The sequence below is a fragment of the Corynebacterium sp. MSK310 genome (genome assembly GCF_030227355.1).
GTDB lineage: Bacteria > Actinomycetota > Actinomycetes > Mycobacteriales > Mycobacteriaceae > Corynebacterium > Corynebacterium rhinophilum.
In genome coordinates this window covers 1-15,899 of record NZ_JASPFZ010000018.1, presented here as the reverse complement: position 1 = coordinate 15,899, position 15,899 = coordinate 1, and the positions used below count along the sequence as shown (strand labels likewise).

The window sequence follows — 15,899 nt, the reverse complement described above, 5'->3', positions numbered from 1 at the left end:
GGAACAACCTCGGCGCAAGCTGTGGCGCGGCCTAGTCTGGTTGCAGTACCAGCGTCAGGTTGGATACGGCGAATTCGCGCAGGCCAGGAATCTTGGTTAGCCACCACGCCCAGCTGGGGTGGTAGCGCGGAAAGGCGAGCTTTAGCGCGCCGGTGGACTTGGCCCAGGTGAGGCCGGCGGAGCAGGGGACATTAAATAGCGAGGTGCCAAAGACATTCTTGGGCGGGTGCCCGTGGCGGCGGGTATAGCGGTCGCGGGCGAAGGCGCCACCGACGTAGTGCTCCCACAGCCCGGTTTCGTGGCCGCCAAAGGGGCCGAGCCAGACGGTATAGCTCATGATGCACAGGCCGCCGGGGCGGGTAACGCGCAGCATTTCTTTACCCATATCCCACGGGCGGGGGATGTGTTCGGCGACATTAGAGGAATAGACCACATCGAAGGAATCATCTGCGAAGGGCAGGCGCGTGCCATCGCCACGCACGGAATTGCTGAGGTGGATATTAGCGGCAGACATTTCCCCGGCATCGGGCTCAAGGCCAACGTAGGACGCGCCGCGGTCCGCGAAGGCTGCGGCAAAATAGCCGGGGCCGCCGCCTACGTCGAGCACGAGGGCATCGGCAAGCGGCACGCCCAAGTCGCGGGCCAAGTTCTCCACCAACCTGGCCGTATCTTCTGCCAGGCCGCCGTAGAAAATATCGGGGCGGGTTTGCTCGAAGCGGAAAGAGCGCAGCAGCGCCCAAGAGCGGGAGAGCGTGGCCATGTCGCGGGTGTGTTTCATAAACCACTAGGCTAATACCCCACGATGAAAATTCTTTTACTATGCTGGCGCGATTCCGCCCACCCGCAGGGCGGTGGCTCCGAGCGTTACCTCGAACGCGTAGGGGAGTACCTAGCGGCGCAGGGCCACGAGGTGGTCTTTCGCACCTCTAAGCACATGAATGCGGCGCGCCGGGAGGTCCGCGATGGCGTGCGCTATAGCCGCGGCGGTGCCAAGTTTGGCGTGTACCCGCGCGCGTGGATGGCCATTGCTGCCGGGAGAATGGGCCTGGGGGATCTGCGCGACATCGACGTGGTCATCGATACCCAAAACGGCATTCCCTTCTTCGCGCGCCTGATTTCCGGCGCGCCGACGGTATTACTTACCCACCATTGCCACCGCGAGCAATGGCCCGTGGCCGGTCCGGTGCTCGGGCGGTTGGGCTGGTTCTTGGAATCGCGCGTGGCACCGCGGGTATATCGGGATTCGACCTACGTCACGGTCTCGCAGGCCTCGCGCGAGGATCTGGAGGCGCTCGGCATTGACGGTGCGCGGATCATCGCCAATGGCCTAGACCCCATTCCGGCGCACGTGCCTTCCCTCGAGCGCGAGGCGGATAAGCACCTGGTGACCCTCTCGCGGTTAGTCCCGCACAAGCAGATCGAGCACGCTATGGATACGGTGGCGCGCACGCCGGGGGCGGTATTGGACGTGATTGGCTCGGGCTGGTGGGAATCGAACCTGCGCGATTATGCCGAAACGCTCGGTGTGACAGAACGCGTGCGCTTTCGCGGCCAGGTTACGGAAGACTATAAGCACGCCTTGCTCGCGCGTGCCGATGCCCACCTCATGCCCTCCCACAAAGAAGGCTGGGGCCTTGCCGTCATGGAGGCCGCCCAACATGGAGTGCCCACAGTAGGTTATGCATTTGGCCTGCGCGATAGCGTAATCGATGGTGAGACCGGAATCCTTGTAGAAGAAGAAGGTGACTTCGTGGCGGCCACCCAAGAGTTACTGGATAACGCGGAGTTGCGCCGGCTCCTAGGTTCTAATGCCCGGGAGTTTGCCGCGCGCTTTTCGTGGGAGAAGACCGGCGCTGCCTTTGCGCAATTGCTCCAAGGCTTAGTAGCGGGGAAACCATCCACAGGGCGGTAAGTGTCCACGGCAGCTCGGGGCGCGGGGCGTTGGTCTCTGCGGCGATGGCGCCATCTATCACCACGACGCCCACCCCAAGTTCCGCAAGGCCTGCCATATCGCGGTCCTGCCAGGCGCGCAGCGCCGCGCGGTACTGCGGTGAGGCCTGATCGATGACTTCACCGTCCACACTGAGCTCGCCGGATTCCACCATGGGCACCGCCTTGGAATAGGGATCGACCGCGACCCCCGGGGCCGCTTCCCCATGCACGCCGCCATTTTCCGTGGGAACCTCCACCAAATTGGGCCGTTCGGGGAAAAAAGCCAGGCGTCCGTCGATATCGCGCACCAACTGCTCATCCACCCCGGTATCGCGGGGAGAAAGCACGGCAAGGCGGGACGGGGCGGGGAGGACCTGGATGGTGGCAGCCACTAGCGCCAGCACGGCCGGAATCTGCGGCAGCGCGCCGATGGAGGCGACGTATAGCGGCAGCGCGAGCATCGTGAGTTTGTGGCTATCGCGGAAAAGACCCGCCCCCGGAACGTTATCGATGGCCCATTCCAGCATGCCGGGCAAGAGCCAACACGCCAGCGCCCCGCCGAGTCCCAGCGCAGCCAGGACGGTCAAGCGCGCCGGGACGCGGTGCGCGCCCGCCAGCGCGAGAACTGCCACGAAGAGGCCGAACACTGCCAAGCCCAGGGCGGCCTCACCATTCCAGATTCCGCCGAGTCGCAACAGCGCGCCCACCGTGCCCACGTGTTCTTCGGCCCGCGGGGAAAAGGCCGCGACGGCGGCTGCGGCATCGCCAGGCACGCCGGGTTGGAAAAGGCCTGGAACCAGCCACGGCAGCCACAAGAGGCAGCCCGCCAAGGCCACTCGCTTCCGGCAGGTAAAAAGGGCTGTGACCACCGCAAATAACCCGCCGGTGGGGGTAAGCGATGCGCCCCACATGGCCAGCCATGCCAGCCAGCTGTGGCGGCGCCCCGCCCAGGCGATAACCGGGAGTAGCCAAGCGGCGATGGCCAAGGACCACTGGCCTTGCAGGAGGCGTTCGATGACAAAAGGATTGGCCACCGCGATGGTCATCGCGGCCAGCGCGGCTACCGTGGTACGAGACCACAGCGCGGCGGTGAGCGCGGCGGCCCCGGCGGCGGCAAAGATGAGTACCCGGGCGGCCCAGGCGCCGCCGAGTAAGGCCAAAAACCCATCTTGGGGCGCGTTGCGGGCAGGCAAGCTACCCGCGCCCAGCGCGGATGGGGTAAGCCCCGGATCGTTTAAGAGCGCCATATCGCGCCAGAGGAATTCGCCGGGCAGCGCGAAGGGCCAGCACACCGCGGCTACGAGAATAATTCCCCACAGCCCGAGGAGGATGCGCCTAGGCGTGTGCGGCATCATGGGCGTCACGGTGGCGGCGCATGTACTGGTAGGCGGCGAAAATGAGCAGGGAAACGCCGATGGCCTTGCCCAGCCAGCCAACGGCCATAAGCCCCCGGATGGCGTAGATTACCGGGCGGACCTCGTCGAGGCGCTCCGCGCGGGTATCCTCTGACCACCGGAAATCTGCTGCCAGCACGGAGCGATCTGCGGTGTCATCCTCTGCGATGAGGGTTCCCGCCTGCTGGATATCGGTGGCGAAAAAGACCTTGACGTTTTCCCGGACATCCACGATGGTGCCGGTGGTGGGCTCGACCGAAATATCGCGGCCCACGGTATAAAAGGGCTCGACAATGACGGTGGCATCCGCATCTAGATCTAAGAGCTCGCGCGAGTGGCGGTCATAAAAACGGCTTGCGGGACCCGTTAACTGGAAATCGCCGGATTTCAGCTCGTCCGTTTTAGTGGTGCTGCCCAAATCTGCGCTGATATTGCTAAAGGTGTTCTTCAGCGGCAGCGGCTGTACATCCTGGTGATAGGAATAGATGGGGATGCCATCCACCTTTGAGTCACCGGTGAAGTCTATCGGCGTGGATTCCTGGGCCAGGAAATCAAAAAATGCGTAGGAGCGCTGCTCGGTGCCGGAGGGGAAGAAATAGGTCAGGCCGTCTCGCTCGAAGTCCTCCCGGGTCAGATCGGCGTTGAACTCGGGCAAGGCGAGGGCCCATTTATTGACCGGATCCGCTACCGGGAACGTGGATTCGCGGTTGAGCACGGAGTGCTGATCAATGGTGGCGATTTCCTCTTGGGAGTCCCTGTCTTTTCCAGCAAGCAGGCTGGTGACGGAATCGGTGGTGGCGATGGTGTCATCATCGTCTACCTCGCCGGTGGCAATGGTGCGCTCCAAGGTCAGCGGCCCGTGGTGCTGGTAGCACCACATCGGGGCGGATTTGTCGGCGCAGCGCGGGTCATCGCTGGATGTGGTATCTGAGGGAGCTTCACCGGCCATGAGGGCGCGCACGTCCATCCACACCGCGTCGGTGGGCCCGCTCGAGGTGGAGAAATCCTTATCCAAGCCCAGCGGGCGGGTCCGGTTATTGTAGAGGGTCGGGGCGAGGGTACCGATAAGGAGGAAAATGATTGCGGCAATGACAACCCACGCCCGTGGCGAGCGTGGCCAAAGGTAGCGGCTCATTGCAGTACTATATCCAATCAGTTTCAGGTTTCCGGGGTAAAGGAGCAAGCGTGCGCACGCAGGCATCTGTGAAAAGACTACCCCAGCACCTGCCGGAGCTAGACGGCCTACGCGCGGTTGCCGCATTAGGGATCATTGTCACCCACGTATCCTTCCAAACCGGCACCGGGTGGGGATTTGCCGGGCGCTTTGATTTCTTCGTCGCCGTATTCTTCGCCCTCAGCGCCTTTTTATTGTGGCGCCGGCGCGGGCTGCATACGGTGCGCGGCTATGCCCACTCTCGCATCGCGCGCTTGGCACCGGCCTATTATGCCTGCGTGGTATCGGTATTGCTGCTGCTTCCCGATGCCCACTCCATCACCCCCACCCAGATACTCGCCAACCTGACCTCCACGCAGATATATGTGGTCGATGGCCTTGCCCCGGGCCTTACCCACCTGTGGTCGCTGTGCGTGGAGTTCTTCTTTTACCTGGTACTACCGCTCCTCGTGTGGGCCATTGGCAGCCTGCCGCAGCGCTGGCGCATGGCCGTTATCGCCGGTGCCGCGGTACTGAGCTGGGGCTGGGGATTTATCCCCTTTGTCGCGGACTATTCCGAGGACCAGGTTAACTCGCAAATCTGGCCACCGGCCTATGCCTCCTGGTTCGCGGTGGGCATGCTGGCGGCGGAGGTGGAAGAAAGGGGCATCGGCAAGCGCACGACGCGCATTCTGCAGGTGCGTTGGGCCTGGGTTGTGCTGGCGGGGCTCGTACTGTGGGTGTCGAGCCGGGACTGGTTTGGGCCGGCCGGGCTGGTGCATCCGGAGCCGGCGGAATTTGCCCGCCGCATCATCGCCGGGGCGGTATTTGCTGCGTGTGTGGCGGTGCCGGTGGCCTTGGTTCCACGTGGAACCTCGTGGCTTACCTCGCCGCTCATGCAGGCGCTGGGCGCGTGGTCCTATTCCATTTTCCTGTGGCACGTGGCAGTTCTCGCTGTAGCCTTCCCGCTGACCGGGGTGGCGCTGTTTAGCGGGAAACCGCTGGATTTTTGGGTGATCCTTGCCGTCACGGTGGTGGGCACCGTTGTGGTTTCTGCGGCGAGTTACACGCTTATCGAGCGCCCGGGCCGCGATCTTCTGATGGGCCGCGGCCGGGGCCGGGTCCGGGGCCGGGGCCGTCGGCGGCGAAAAGGCAGGCCAGCCCCGCGGCACATAAGCACATAAGCAGCACGGAATCGCCTGCATAGGCCCCTGAGGTCCACGGGGCACGGGCGAGGATGGCCCCGGCCGCGGCTACCACGCCGCTGGCCAAATAAGCCCGCGGAATGGTGGTCCAGCGCACGATGAGCCAGGCGGCCATGCCCGCAAGCGCCGCCGGCCACCCCACCAGTGCCAGGCAGGCCAGCGAGTACATCGCAGAGGCCATGCCACCAGGATGCGGGTGCCAGGTGGGCTGCGGGCTACGGCGCGCGGCGAAAAGCAGGCAGAAACCCAGCGTGGCCAGGCCGAGCGCGCCGCCAAAGAGCAGGGCGGCGCGGTAGGCAGGCTGCGCCTTAAAGGTCATGCGGAATTCCCCATGCGTGCCCGCAGGGACGATAAACGCCTGGGTAGCGGCATCGATCTCGTACGGGGTGAGCTCGGTATCGCCTATAAAACCGCGCAGGCCCTTATTAAAGGCGCGCCCGGTAATGAGCAGGCGTTCATCCTCTGCAGAATCGATGGAAAAATCGGTGAGGCGATAATCGCTCGGCGGGGACCAGCCCTTTTCCGTCATGGACACCCACGCGCCGGTGGTGCGCACGCGGTGAACGCCGGGCTCAAGGGTCAGGGTGCTGCCGGGGGAGTACCGGTGGGAATCGATAAGCACCGACTTGGTGGAATCCACCGTGACCTCCATGCGGCGCGGCACGGTGACATCGCGAATGAGCACGCCGGTATCGTGCACCATCTGCTGGAAGAAGAATTGGTGCACATTCGGTGAGGTATCCGGCACGGTGACCACGCGCTCGATGGGGTGGCCTTCTACCTCCAGTTCCGCGATGCCGGTGCGGTGGGATAATTCCACGCGGATGGCTTGCGAATCCCCGCCGGGCACGCGCACCGTCTTGGAGCGAAAGGCTTGCAGATCCACCTCTACTGCCGCGCCGCCTGAGCGCACCGTCACCGTGGTGGAGCTGGTTACCATGAGTTTTAGGCGCGGTTGGTTAAAGTCACCGCGCAGCTCGATCCAGCCCTCATCATCGCCGGGTGCGGGCCACCAGGCGGTGGAATGTTCCCCATCGACGGCGGCGGTGGCGGACTTTTCCGGCTGGGCGCCGCCAAAGGCGGTGGCATCGGCGGCAGAAGAAGAGACTTCGACATCACCGCCGTGGGTCTCCACCGTGGTCAGTGGGCCGGCGGAGGGATAATCGCGCAGGCGGTTATAAACGTGGCTGGGATCGTCTGTGGACAGTGGCGCCGAGGCGGCTCCGTGGAGAGTGCCGTAATTGCGATCTACCAGCGTGGGAGTATCGGTGACGATATCGGCGTCCCCTTCCACCAGCTCGCGGGCGGCGGGGCCATCGTGGGCATCGAGGAAGGCCAGCGCCTCGCCGCCACCGGCCACGCGGACGGGATCGTCTGAGTTCAAAGCCATGGAATGCTGCTCGAGCAGGATCACATCGACCTCGCCAAAAGTATGCACTTCACCGCCAAATTTGCTGCTCAAGGTGTCATTATCGGCGGCAAAAAGATCGTGGCGCACCATCACCGCGCCGATGCCCAGGCGCTGCAAGGCGCGCACGCCGCTGGCCGGGTCCTCGTCTAGTACTGCCATCACCCCGTCGAGGCCACGGATGGCCTCCGGCGGCACGAGGGGAATGGCATCGCGGACGGCCCAAGGGACATCAAGAAGCGGCTGCGCCGGCTCATCGCGGGTCCAGCCCCACTCTTGGCGGGCGAAGGAGGCCTCGGGATAGATCAAAGTGCGGGTATTTTCAGCGTGCTCGTTGATGTAATCCGTGGCCTCATGCCAATAGTCCGGCACCTCGTCGTAGGCGCCTAGGGGCAGCAGCCGCTGCGACCACGCCGGGGAGAGCGCGCTGATGCAGACGAGCAGCACCAGCGCGCCTACCGTCTGCTTCTTGGTGGGCCGCAGGCCTGTGGGCAGCGGCAGGCGCTGGCAGGCGCGGGCAAAGCCCAACAGCAACGGGATGCGCACCAGCGGATCGAATTTGTGCAGGTTGCGCAGGGGTGCCAGCACCCCATCGAGCGCGTCGAGGTACCACGCCGCCTGGCAGCCCAAAATCGCCACGCCGGTAATCAGCATGATGGACCACACGCGGGGCAGCCGGCACAAGCCATACATGCCAATCGTGGCCACGGCCATGGTGATAAGGACAAAGAAGGCAGAGGTCGCGAGCTCGTTGCCGGCGATGCGCTCGGCATCCGCAAAGGGCGACCAGCTCGTCGTCCCGCGCAGGATCTCCGGCAGGTTCAGCCACCGGGTGGTCACGCGGGAAGATTCGATAAATTCCGTAAACGGTGGGGCGTAGCGGCCCAAGATTATAAGCGGGCCAATCCACCACGCGGATACGCACAGGCAGCCAAGCAGCCAGGCCGCGCCGGGCTTGAAGGCGCGGCGATAGACCACGATGACAAGCGCCGGGGTGCACGCCGCGAGCGTGGCGGTGGCGTTGACTGCGCCCATCAGCGCCACGGGAATCGTGGCGGCGGCAGCATCGCGCCAGGTGAGTTTTTCCCGCAGGAAGGGCAGGATGACCCACGGGGCTAGCATGACCGGCCAGGTTTCAGAAGAGATGGCCGTCAGGGTGGATAGCGAGCGCGGGGAGAGCGCATAGAGCATCGCCGCCACCCAGACCCAGCGGCCGCGCAGGCCAATCCGGGTAGCTAGCTTGTAAAAGCCGATAAAGCCCACGCTTAAGACCAACAGCCACCACAGGCGTTGAGCTATCCAATCCGGCAGGGGCTCGGTTAAAACAAAAAAGGGGCCCTGCGGGAAGAGGTAACCGTAGGCCTGGTTCTGCAGCTGCCCCAGGGTAAAGATATCGGTATAGGCATCAAGCGCGCCGCGCAGGAAGTGCCGCGGGTTGGCGGCGAGATCGTGTTTGGTATCGGCGGCGGTCAGCCCCCACGGCTGTACCGCGAGGATAAGGCCCAAGGCAATAATGCCGAGCGGGTAGGGCCGGGCAAGGCGCGCGCAGCGGTGGCGCAGGGCGCGGGCTAGTGCGCGGTAGCGGTGTAAATAGGAACCGCTGTGGGGGCCGCGGGGGAGCTGATCGGTCCGGTCATGCACGCCGGTGCGCCCATCTAATTGCGGGAACCGTATTCAGGCCCGCCCAGCACCGCATCATCGGCGGAGACAGCATTGCCTTCGGGCACGGTATCGCTGCCGGAGAACTGGGCGATGCCGATGATGGTGATAATGCCCAGGGCGATGCCCACAACAGCGCTACCCACGGCGGGGCCGAGGGTGCGCTTGTTTAAAGAATCGGATTCCAGAGCCATGGCTAAAGATATTAGCAGTTACTTAGAAGTATTCCGGATCGTCGTCATCCGCGTCTTCGTCGTTTTCTTGCGGGACGATAAAGACGGGCAGGCCCGCATTGCGCACGATCTGGTCCGCCGTGGAGTTGGTCCACCAAGCGCGAAAGCCGGTGAGCGCGCGGGTGCCGGTCACGATGACATCCACGTCGAGCTCGTGTGCTGCATCCACGATGGCCGAAGAGATGGTGGTGGCGGATTCCACGAGGTGGGCGCGGCCGGCTAGGCCTAGGTTTTCGGCCAACTGGGTGCCCTGGCGGCAGATCTTCAGCGCCTCTTCGTAGGCGGGATCGTCTTCCACGCTATCGGGGGACACGGTGGATTGGTGCATGCCCGTGCGGCTCACGGCGCGCGCGGTTTGGCGGGCTACCGGCTCCCACGCGGTGAGGATTTCCACCGTGGAGGGGCGCAAAAGCTGGGCGGCGTACTCCAAGGCGCGGTCGGCGCGTTCGGTGCCATCATAGGCAATTAACATTGTTTTGCCGTTACTCATGTCACTAGTCTACCCACCGCTTGGGACAGTTCGCGAGGAATCCTGCACACTGGAAGGCATGACATATTCCCGCATCATTGCCAGTTTGGGCCTCGTGGCGGTGCTGAGCGCCTGCTCTAATTCCGCCTCGGACGAGGACAAGGCGCGCGAGTCTGCGGCCCCCGCGCCCTCATCGCCGGGTAGCGCCGCGTCCGCCACGGAGGCCGCCCCAGCCCCGGCGCCAGCGCCGACGCCGGAAGATATTCGCGCCACCGCCGCCTCGGTGCTCATGCCGCCGGCAACCAGCTACGAGGACGCCAAGGCCAAGCTGGAGGCCGGCGTGGGAGGCATCTTCATCCCGAGCTGGGCGGATCCTGGATTGCTGGAAGAAGAGGGCCGCAATATTAACGCCCTGCGCGCGGAACTAGGCCGCGATTTTGAGGTTGCCATCGACTTTGAGGGCGGGCGCGTGCAGCGTTTTTCTGAAATCCTGGGCGAATACCCCTCCGCACAGCAGATGGCGGCGGAAAACTCGCCGGAGCAGGTGGAACAGCTGGCGGGGGACATCGGCAAGCGGCTCATGGACTACGGCATCAACGTGGACTTTGCGCCGGTGCTCGATGTCGATGGTGATGGCCTCGAAGTCGTGGGCGACCGCGCCTTTTCTACCGACCCTGCCCAGGCCGGCGAATATGGCGCAGCCTTCGCCCGCGGGCTGGATGCCGTCGGGGTCAAGGCCGTATTCAAGCACTTCCCGGGCCACGGCCGCGCCTCGGGCGATACCCACCTGGCGGAGGCCATTACCCCGCCGCTCGAAGAGCTTGAGAACCACGAGTTCATTCCCTTCCGGAATGCCATTCCCGCAGCCCCGAATGCGGCGCTAATGATGGGCCACCTCGCGGTGCCGGGCCTGGGCGATGGCCAGACCCCAGCCTCCATCCTGCCGGAGGCCTACGGCCTTGCCCGCGAGGCCTTGCAGTATGACGGCACCATCTATACCGATGATATTGGCGGCATGGCGGCCATTTCGGATTCGCTTCCGCTTGCCGATGCCGTCATTACCTCCCTCGCCGCCGGTGCCGACATGCCCCTGTGGTCCACAGAGGAAGATATCAATGCGGTGATCGATGCCGTCGTGGGCGCCGTGGATGAGGGCAGGTTGGCCCCTGAGCGCCTCGGCGATGCCGCCCGCCATGTACACGATGGGGACAGCGACTAGGAAAAACGCCCCTATACCCGTTAACCTTTAAGGCGTGAAGAAGGCAGAAGGAAAAAACGGTGCAAAGGGCTGGCTCATCACGCTTGGCGTGATCGTTGGCTTCGTCCTCATTGCGGGCATCGCTTATGCCTGGGATGTCATAGCAAACCAGGACAAGATCCCGCGCAGCGTCTCCGTCGGCGGCGTGGATATCTCCGCCATGGAGCGCACCGCCGCCGTGGCCAAGCTCGAGGACGAGCTCAATGGTGTTGAGACCCAGCCCGTGACCGTGAGCGCGGGCGATCTGCAGTCTGAATTTACCCCTGCCGAATCCGGCCTAGCGCTGGATAACCAGGCCGCCGTCGATGGCATCGAGGAGCCTTCGCTCAATCCGATTACCCGGCTGGTTAGTTTCTTTCGCTCCACCGAAGATATCCCGGTAGAAACCGATGTGGACGATAGCAAGCTGCAGCCCACCCTCGACCGCGTCAAAGACGAGCTTTCTACCGAACCGGTCGACGGCATGCTCGAGCTTAATAATGGCGAGCTCAAGGTCACCGATCCCACGTTGGGCCAGACCGTAGACGGCACCGAATTGCACGATGCCGTGGCAGCGAATTGGCTGGACAAAGATGGCGTGCAGGTGGAGCCGGAAGAAATCGAGCCGGCCATTAATGATGAAGCCATTGAAAAGATGCGCACCGGCGATGCCGCCAAGGCCCTGGATAACCCGTTGACCTTGAAGGCCAAAAATAACGTCACCGCCACGCTGAATAAACCGGAGATCTCCCAGTTCACCAGCATTGAGAAAAAGGACGGCCAGCTGCACCTGGTGGTGGATAGCAACCGCGCGCAGCAATTGCTGCAAGAGCGCAGCGATGGCGCCGACGTGCCTGGCGTGAACGCCAAGGTGAATTTCGCCGGTGGCTCCCGGCAGGTCACCCCCTCCCAGGACGGTGAGATCATTGACTGGAAGCCCACCATGGAGGGCTTTGATAAGCGCGTGACTGGCGATGACCGCGAGTGGGACGCAACCTACAAGCCTGACCCGGCCGATTTCACCACCGAGGACGCCGAAAACGCGACGTTTAACGATACCGTGGGCGAGTTTTCTACCGGCGGCTTTTCCTCCGCCTCTGGACGCAATATCCAGCTCGTTGCCCAAGAGGTCAACGGCGCCGTTGTCAACCCCGGTGAGACCTTCTCCCTCAACGGCTACACCGGCCCCCGCGGCACCGCGCAGGGCTATGTGGAATCCGGCATCATCATCAACGGCCACTCTGGTACCGCCGTGGGTGGTGGCATCTCCCAGTTCGCCACCACCCTGTATAACGCCGCCTACTTCGCCGGCATGCAAGATACTGCGCACACTCCGCACTCGTACTACATTTCCCGCTACCCGGCCGGCCGCGAAGCCACCGTGTACGAGGGTGCCATTGACCTGCAATTTACCAATACCTTCAATACCCCAGTGCAGATCGAGACCAGTTTTGGCGGCGGCAATATCACCGTCCGCTTGAAGGGCACCAAGACGGTAGAGGTGGAATCCATCAATAACGGCCGCTGGGCCAAGACCGAACCACAGCCAATGTCCGTGCCGGGCAGCAATTGCTCACCATCATCTGGCGCCCCGGGCTTTACGACGTCCGATACCCGCATCATCAAGGATCTCAGCGGCAACGAGCTTTCCCGCGAGACCAAGACCACGGTCTACGATCCACAGCCCATCGTGCGGTGCGGATAGCTAGTAAATAGCGCGCTGTTAACAACCTGATCGGGGTGGTCAAAGCCACTACGCCGCCGGTTCCGCCGACGATATCTACAGCTCAGGTTTTGTCAGACCGTGGAGTAGTTCCTGGTGGAGTTTATCGCTTTCATCGTCAACATCGTCATTTACACCGTCATCGGCACCGGTTGGTTGATGATTATCAGAATGATGGATCAATTTTTCGGACGTCTCGATTGAGGCTATGACAAAGGCTCCAGCAGTGGGTGTAATTCGACGCTGTGGGAGCTAATGCGCTATTCAGGCCATACCGTAAACTTGTCCGGCTAGGAGGAAAGGAATTGTGATGGTCTAAAGGTCAGTCGTGGCATGTTTGATGTGATGCATAGTCTTGGCCAAGCTAGGTATATGGTATCCACCAAACTTGAATTAGGCTCCGCTTTTCTCACCCGTGCCGCCACTTCAAAGAGAATTAGGATGCAGTAAAATTTTCGTCAGTAAGTCGGTAACCCACTACCGTACAAGACTCCCGCCACATCGATTGTGATGCACACTTAGGGGGTAACTGATGTAAATCCCATTTCGGTACTGAATCAAAAACGATTTGGCGAGCAGTTATGTGGAATAAGATTCTAGCTACAATTGTGGCCCTCTAAATGGTAATTTCCGTGTTTGTTAAATGGTGACACGGAATTATTATTGTATTTGCAGTGCTGACTATTATCTTTCTATTCATTTTCAGTAAAGAGAATTAACTGAAGCGACTTAGACTTGGTTTCGCTTTAATGGGCGCTGTTGGCGGCTCGGAGATATAGTACTTGGCCTCTACGGCGCTGAGGCGAGGCGTAGGCCAAAAGGCTCAGCTGTGACTGGCTTGCTAAGCATGTCGCGACTGATGACAAAGCGGATTTACTACGTTTTAAAGCTCCATCGTTTCTCTTTCTACAAATGTGCCCAACCCCTAGCGTGTCCACTTTCCGGAGGGCGAGCCCTACGTTTCGCGCAAGGTTTGTTGGGGAAACGGAAACGGTATAGAAAAAGTCCGACTCCCCGCGTAGGCACAGGGGTCGGACTTCGTAGGATTACAATTTATCCGATTGCGTCAATGATGTGGTAAAAGTGCTTGCCTGCTTCAGAGGACCCTTCCAGTTTCTGGGAAGAGCCCTCAGAAGAAGTTGCGGCAGCGTCAAACAGGGCGGATCCATTTTCGAGTACTTCGAGGCCGAGATCGCGAGCAGTACTCAGAGAAGCTAGGATGCCGTTTACCAGGATATCTTCCATGGACTAGTCCTTTCGAGGTAGTTACATTAGGTGTTTATCCAGCAGATTTAAACTGGAACACCCATAATTGTAAGGGGCTCCGGACTACTCGCAACTCGAGAATAATAATAGAAGAAAGGATACCCCAATAGGGGGTGTTCCTATGTAGTTTGTCAATCTCGCGGGTGGGGTGGACGGGGGCAGATCTCCAACTCGGGATTTTTAGGTGTGTTGTTTTTGCGCGCGACTGGTAGCCGACTGGGATTTTTCCCAGTCGGCTTGTTTCGTTGTTAGGGGTTAAGCTGCTGCGGCTTCTTTTGCTGGGGCGGGGTCGTGGTAATACTCGTGGTTGCGCATCATGGCGTAGAGGACGTTGAGTCGTCTGCGGGCGAGTGCTACGACTGCGGCGTTGTGTCTTTTGCCTTCATTGCGCTTTCGTTCATAGAATTGGCGTGAACGCTCGTGGAATCTGTTGGATGCAAAAGATGATTGCCATAGGGCGTTCTTTAGTTTTTTGTTGCCGGCTCTATTCAGTGAGTTCGACATGATCGAGGTTCCGGACTGATTCGTTCGGGGCGATAAGCCAGCGTAAGAGGCTAGGTGCCCAGCTGACGGAAAGTCGGACATATCGCCCGCGGTCATGAGAATTTGGGCAGCCGTCTTCGGCCCGATTCCTGGCATGGATAGCAGGATTTGAGTGTGGGGGATGTCGTTGATGAGGTCGATGACTTCCTTGTCGATTTGTTTGCGGTGCTCGAGCTTTAAAAGTGCGTCCTTTGCTGACATTGCTACGCCCATTTCTGCATAGTGTGCACCGGCAATGGTGACTGTTTGCTCAGCAATGGCAGCGAATATCGCATCGATAACTGGCTCGGGATTGCGTGCCTTATAGCGTCGAGCAAAGGCAGCTGCCTTGGCCTTGCCTAAGCGTTTTATCTTGGTGGGCCCGCCGTAGCGTGCAAGTAGGTGCAGGACCCATTTGCGGTGGATTATTTGGCCGCGAATGGCCTGTTCGAATTGCGGGTAGTAACCAACAAGTGCGCTTCGAATCTGGTTGATGAGTCTGGTGTAGGAGCGTGCTAAGTCTTCGTCGATGCCGTTGAGGACTTTCAACTGGAGGAAGGCTTCTTCGATGCGGTCGACACTGCGAAGGGATTCTGGAAGGTTCTTTGCAGCGTGGGCGATGATGTAGGCATCTCGGATGTCCGTTTTGGCGTTTCCGGCATGGATGTGTGAGAGCTGACGCATTGCCAAGCCGGGAAGATAGCGCACATCAATTCCAAGGTCTTGGGCTACCGCGACAGTAAGTCGGCCAATGTTATTTGGCTGGTCAACAACGACAAGGACCTTGTTGTTACCAGAGTAGAAATTCGAAAAGAGCGCGTGTAAAGCCTGCTCGTTTTGATTGATTCGTTTGGATAGAACCTGGGCGCCGTGGCTATCTAAGACGCAAGCGTGGTGGAAGTATTTTCCAACATCCATTCCGATGACATAGTCGTAGACCATGTCAGACCTCCTAGCGAGTTTAATGAGTATGGGACTTCTTTCATCGCTGGTGGTCGGACATACTTCACGCTGGCATCCACATTACTTTGAGACCTCACACACTTGATGTGGGTCAGGTTCCTATTAGCAGGTTGGAGTGTGTCACTGCCTTCGGCGGCATCACCCCCCGGATCATTGTCAGACAGGGACGAAAATAAGCCATACCGAAGCCAGCGACTAGTTCCACTGCTCCTGAAAAAGAAAAGCAAAAGGAACGCAGACAAACATAACCTGCCCCGGCATGGGGGCAGAGTTACGAATCCTGGGCTCCTTCAAGCGGAACTGCTAACAACGTAATGGGGGCAATGAGATCAGCGAGAAACTGATGTAAAATCCTGCTCTCGCGAGTTTGATCGGCGAGCTGTCGACTTCCATCGATGCTCTGCAGGCGGAAAGTCATGCGCATTTGGGCTACGGCCATGCCGGCCGGAAGACGAAAGCCTAAAGGTGAACTAGCTCACGGCGGCAATCACCGTAATGGGTTTTATACCAAGACCATCAACTCTGGCTACGGATCGTTGGAAATGACCAGGCCTAGGGAACAGGGCGGTACGCTTACTTCCCAGATGGGCATCCATTTCAGTGTTTAGCAAGCAGCTTCTTTTCAATCGCATCAATCTTGGCCTTATTGGTCGGCTCTTAGGGTTGCCCGCAAATCGTGGACACGTAGTTAAGCTGCTTAGGGGTTAAGCAGCGGCCTTCTTATTACCATTTTGA

Annotated in this window: 12 protein-coding genes and 1 pseudogene; 5 read left to right on the top strand and 8 right to left on the bottom strand. The window is 60.7% G+C overall.

Translation table 11 applies throughout. The features are described 5' to 3' along the window. Nucleotides 1-31: 31 nt before the first annotated feature. Nucleotides 32-778 (bottom strand): class I SAM-dependent methyltransferase, encoded by a 747-nt coding sequence (locus QP891_RS10495; protein ID WP_284771185.1) that lies wholly within the window; start codon nucleotides 776-778, stop codon nucleotides 32-34. 24 nt (nucleotides 779-802) lie between these two features. Here QP891_RS10495 and QP891_RS10490 point away from each other — a divergent pair, with 24 nt between their 5' ends. Continuing rightward, nucleotides 803-1,912 carry a glycosyltransferase family 4 protein gene (locus QP891_RS10490; protein ID WP_284771186.1) on the top strand — a complete coding sequence of 370 codons (1,110 nt, stop codon included), beginning with the start codon at nucleotides 803-805 and terminating at the stop codon, nucleotides 1,910-1,912. On the opposite strand, the gene QP891_RS10485 is transcribed toward QP891_RS10490, so the two are convergent. Both QP891_RS10485 and QP891_RS10480 read right to left on the bottom strand, forming a co-directional pair. Beyond that, nucleotides 1,806-3,287, bottom strand: a complete 1,482-nt coding sequence (locus QP891_RS10485) for an MmpA family trehalose lipid delivery protein (RefSeq protein ID WP_284771187.1) — start codon at nucleotides 3,285-3,287, stop codon at nucleotides 1,806-1,808. The genes QP891_RS10490 and QP891_RS10485 overlap by 107 nt on opposite strands. Further along, nucleotides 3,268-4,461 carry a porin PorA family protein gene (locus QP891_RS10480; protein ID WP_284771188.1) on the bottom strand — a complete coding sequence of 398 codons (1,194 nt, stop codon included), beginning with the start codon at nucleotides 4,459-4,461 and terminating at the stop codon, nucleotides 3,268-3,270. The genes QP891_RS10485 and QP891_RS10480 overlap by 20 nt, the downstream gene beginning before the upstream one ends. Before the next feature lie 50 nt (nucleotides 4,462-4,511). Between QP891_RS10480 and QP891_RS10475 the strand changes: the two genes are divergently transcribed. Beyond that, complete coding sequence (locus QP891_RS10475) at nucleotides 4,512-5,663, top strand: acyltransferase family protein (protein WP_284771189.1); 1,152 nt, start codon at nucleotides 4,512-4,514, stop codon at nucleotides 5,661-5,663. Here QP891_RS10475 and QP891_RS10470 read toward each other — a convergent pair. Genes QP891_RS10470 through QP891_RS10460 form a run of 3 tightly spaced genes read right to left on the bottom strand, consistent with a single transcriptional unit; the run spans nucleotide 5,551 to nucleotide 9,474 of the window. Next, on the bottom strand, nucleotides 5,551-8,733 hold the full coding sequence (locus QP891_RS10470; RefSeq protein WP_284817061.1) for an alpha-(1->3)-arabinofuranosyltransferase domain-containing protein: 3,183 nt from the start codon (nucleotides 8,731-8,733) through the stop codon (nucleotides 5,551-5,553). The genes QP891_RS10475 and QP891_RS10470 overlap by 113 nt on opposite strands. Before the next feature lie 14 nt (nucleotides 8,734-8,747). After that, nucleotides 8,748-8,945 (bottom strand): DUF2613 domain-containing protein, encoded by a 198-nt coding sequence (locus QP891_RS10465; RefSeq protein ID WP_023024221.1) that lies wholly within the window; start codon nucleotides 8,943-8,945, stop codon nucleotides 8,748-8,750. Between the two features lie 22 nt (nucleotides 8,946-8,967). Further along, on the bottom strand, nucleotides 8,968-9,474 hold the full coding sequence (locus QP891_RS10460; protein WP_034659544.1) for a universal stress protein: 507 nt from the start codon (nucleotides 9,472-9,474) through the stop codon (nucleotides 8,968-8,970). Between the two features lie 58 nt (nucleotides 9,475-9,532). Between QP891_RS10460 and QP891_RS10455 the strand changes: the two genes are divergently transcribed. Together QP891_RS10455 and QP891_RS10450 are read left to right on the top strand one after the other, a co-directional pair. Further along, nucleotides 9,533-10,672 carry a glycoside hydrolase family 3 N-terminal domain-containing protein gene (locus QP891_RS10455; RefSeq protein ID WP_284771191.1) on the top strand — a complete coding sequence of 380 codons (1,140 nt, stop codon included), beginning with the start codon at nucleotides 9,533-9,535 and terminating at the stop codon, nucleotides 10,670-10,672. 34 nt (nucleotides 10,673-10,706) lie between these two features. After that, complete coding sequence (locus tag QP891_RS10450; protein ID WP_284771192.1) at nucleotides 10,707-12,395, top strand: VanW family protein; 1,689 nt, start codon at nucleotides 10,707-10,709, stop codon at nucleotides 12,393-12,395. Between the two features lie 1,071 nt (nucleotides 12,396-13,466). On the opposite strand, the gene QP891_RS10445 is transcribed toward QP891_RS10450, so the two are convergent. Together QP891_RS10445 and QP891_RS10440 are read right to left on the bottom strand one after the other, a co-directional pair. After that, nucleotides 13,467-13,658 (bottom strand): hypothetical protein, encoded by a 192-nt coding sequence (locus tag QP891_RS10445; protein WP_284771193.1) that lies wholly within the window; start codon nucleotides 13,656-13,658, stop codon nucleotides 13,467-13,469. Nucleotides 13,659-13,934: 276 nt separating this feature from the next. Further along, nucleotides 13,935-15,143, bottom strand: a complete 1,209-nt coding sequence (locus QP891_RS10440; protein ID WP_284817059.1) for an IS110 family RNA-guided transposase — start codon at nucleotides 15,141-15,143, stop codon at nucleotides 13,935-13,937. Nucleotides 15,144-15,492: 349 nt separating this feature from the next. Here QP891_RS10440 and QP891_RS12000 point away from each other — a divergent pair. Then, nucleotides 15,493-15,751: pseudogene (locus QP891_RS12000) on the top strand (IS256 family transposase); the annotation flags it as partial. Nucleotides 15,752-15,899 lie beyond the last annotated feature (148 nt).

What these genes read in the sequence shown, in the direction of transcription:
- QP891_RS10455 (WP_284771191.1), top strand. Translation starts at nt 9,533, where the DNA reads ATGACATATTCCCGCATCATTGCCAGTTTGGGCCTCGTGGCGGTGCTG.
- QP891_RS10490 (WP_284771186.1), top strand. Translation starts at nt 803, where the DNA reads ATGAAAATTCTTTTACTATGCTGGCGCGATTCCGCCCACCCGCAGGGC.
- QP891_RS10485 (WP_284771187.1), bottom strand. Translation starts at nt 3,287, where the DNA reads ATGATGCCGCACACGCCTAGGCGCATCCTCCTCGGGCTGTGGGGAATT.
- QP891_RS10445 (WP_284771193.1), bottom strand. Translation starts at nt 13,658, where the DNA reads ATGGAAGATATCCTGGTAAACGGCATCCTAGCTTCTCTGAGTACTGCT.
- QP891_RS10480 (WP_284771188.1), bottom strand. Translation starts at nt 4,461, where the DNA reads ATGAGCCGCTACCTTTGGCCACGCTCGCCACGGGCGTGGGTTGTCATT.
- QP891_RS10460 (WP_034659544.1), bottom strand. Translation starts at nt 9,474, where the DNA reads ATGAGTAACGGCAAAACAATGTTAATTGCCTATGATGGCACCGAACGC.
- QP891_RS10495 (WP_284771185.1), bottom strand. Translation starts at nt 778, where the DNA reads ATGAAACACACCCGCGACATGGCCACGCTCTCCCGCTCTTGGGCGCTG.
- QP891_RS10465 (WP_023024221.1), bottom strand. Translation starts at nt 8,945, where the DNA reads ATGGCTCTGGAATCCGATTCTTTAAACAAGCGCACCCTCGGCCCCGCC.
- QP891_RS10440 (WP_284817059.1), bottom strand. Translation starts at nt 15,143, where the DNA reads ATGGTCTACGACTATGTCATCGGAATGGATGTTGGAAAATACTTCCAC.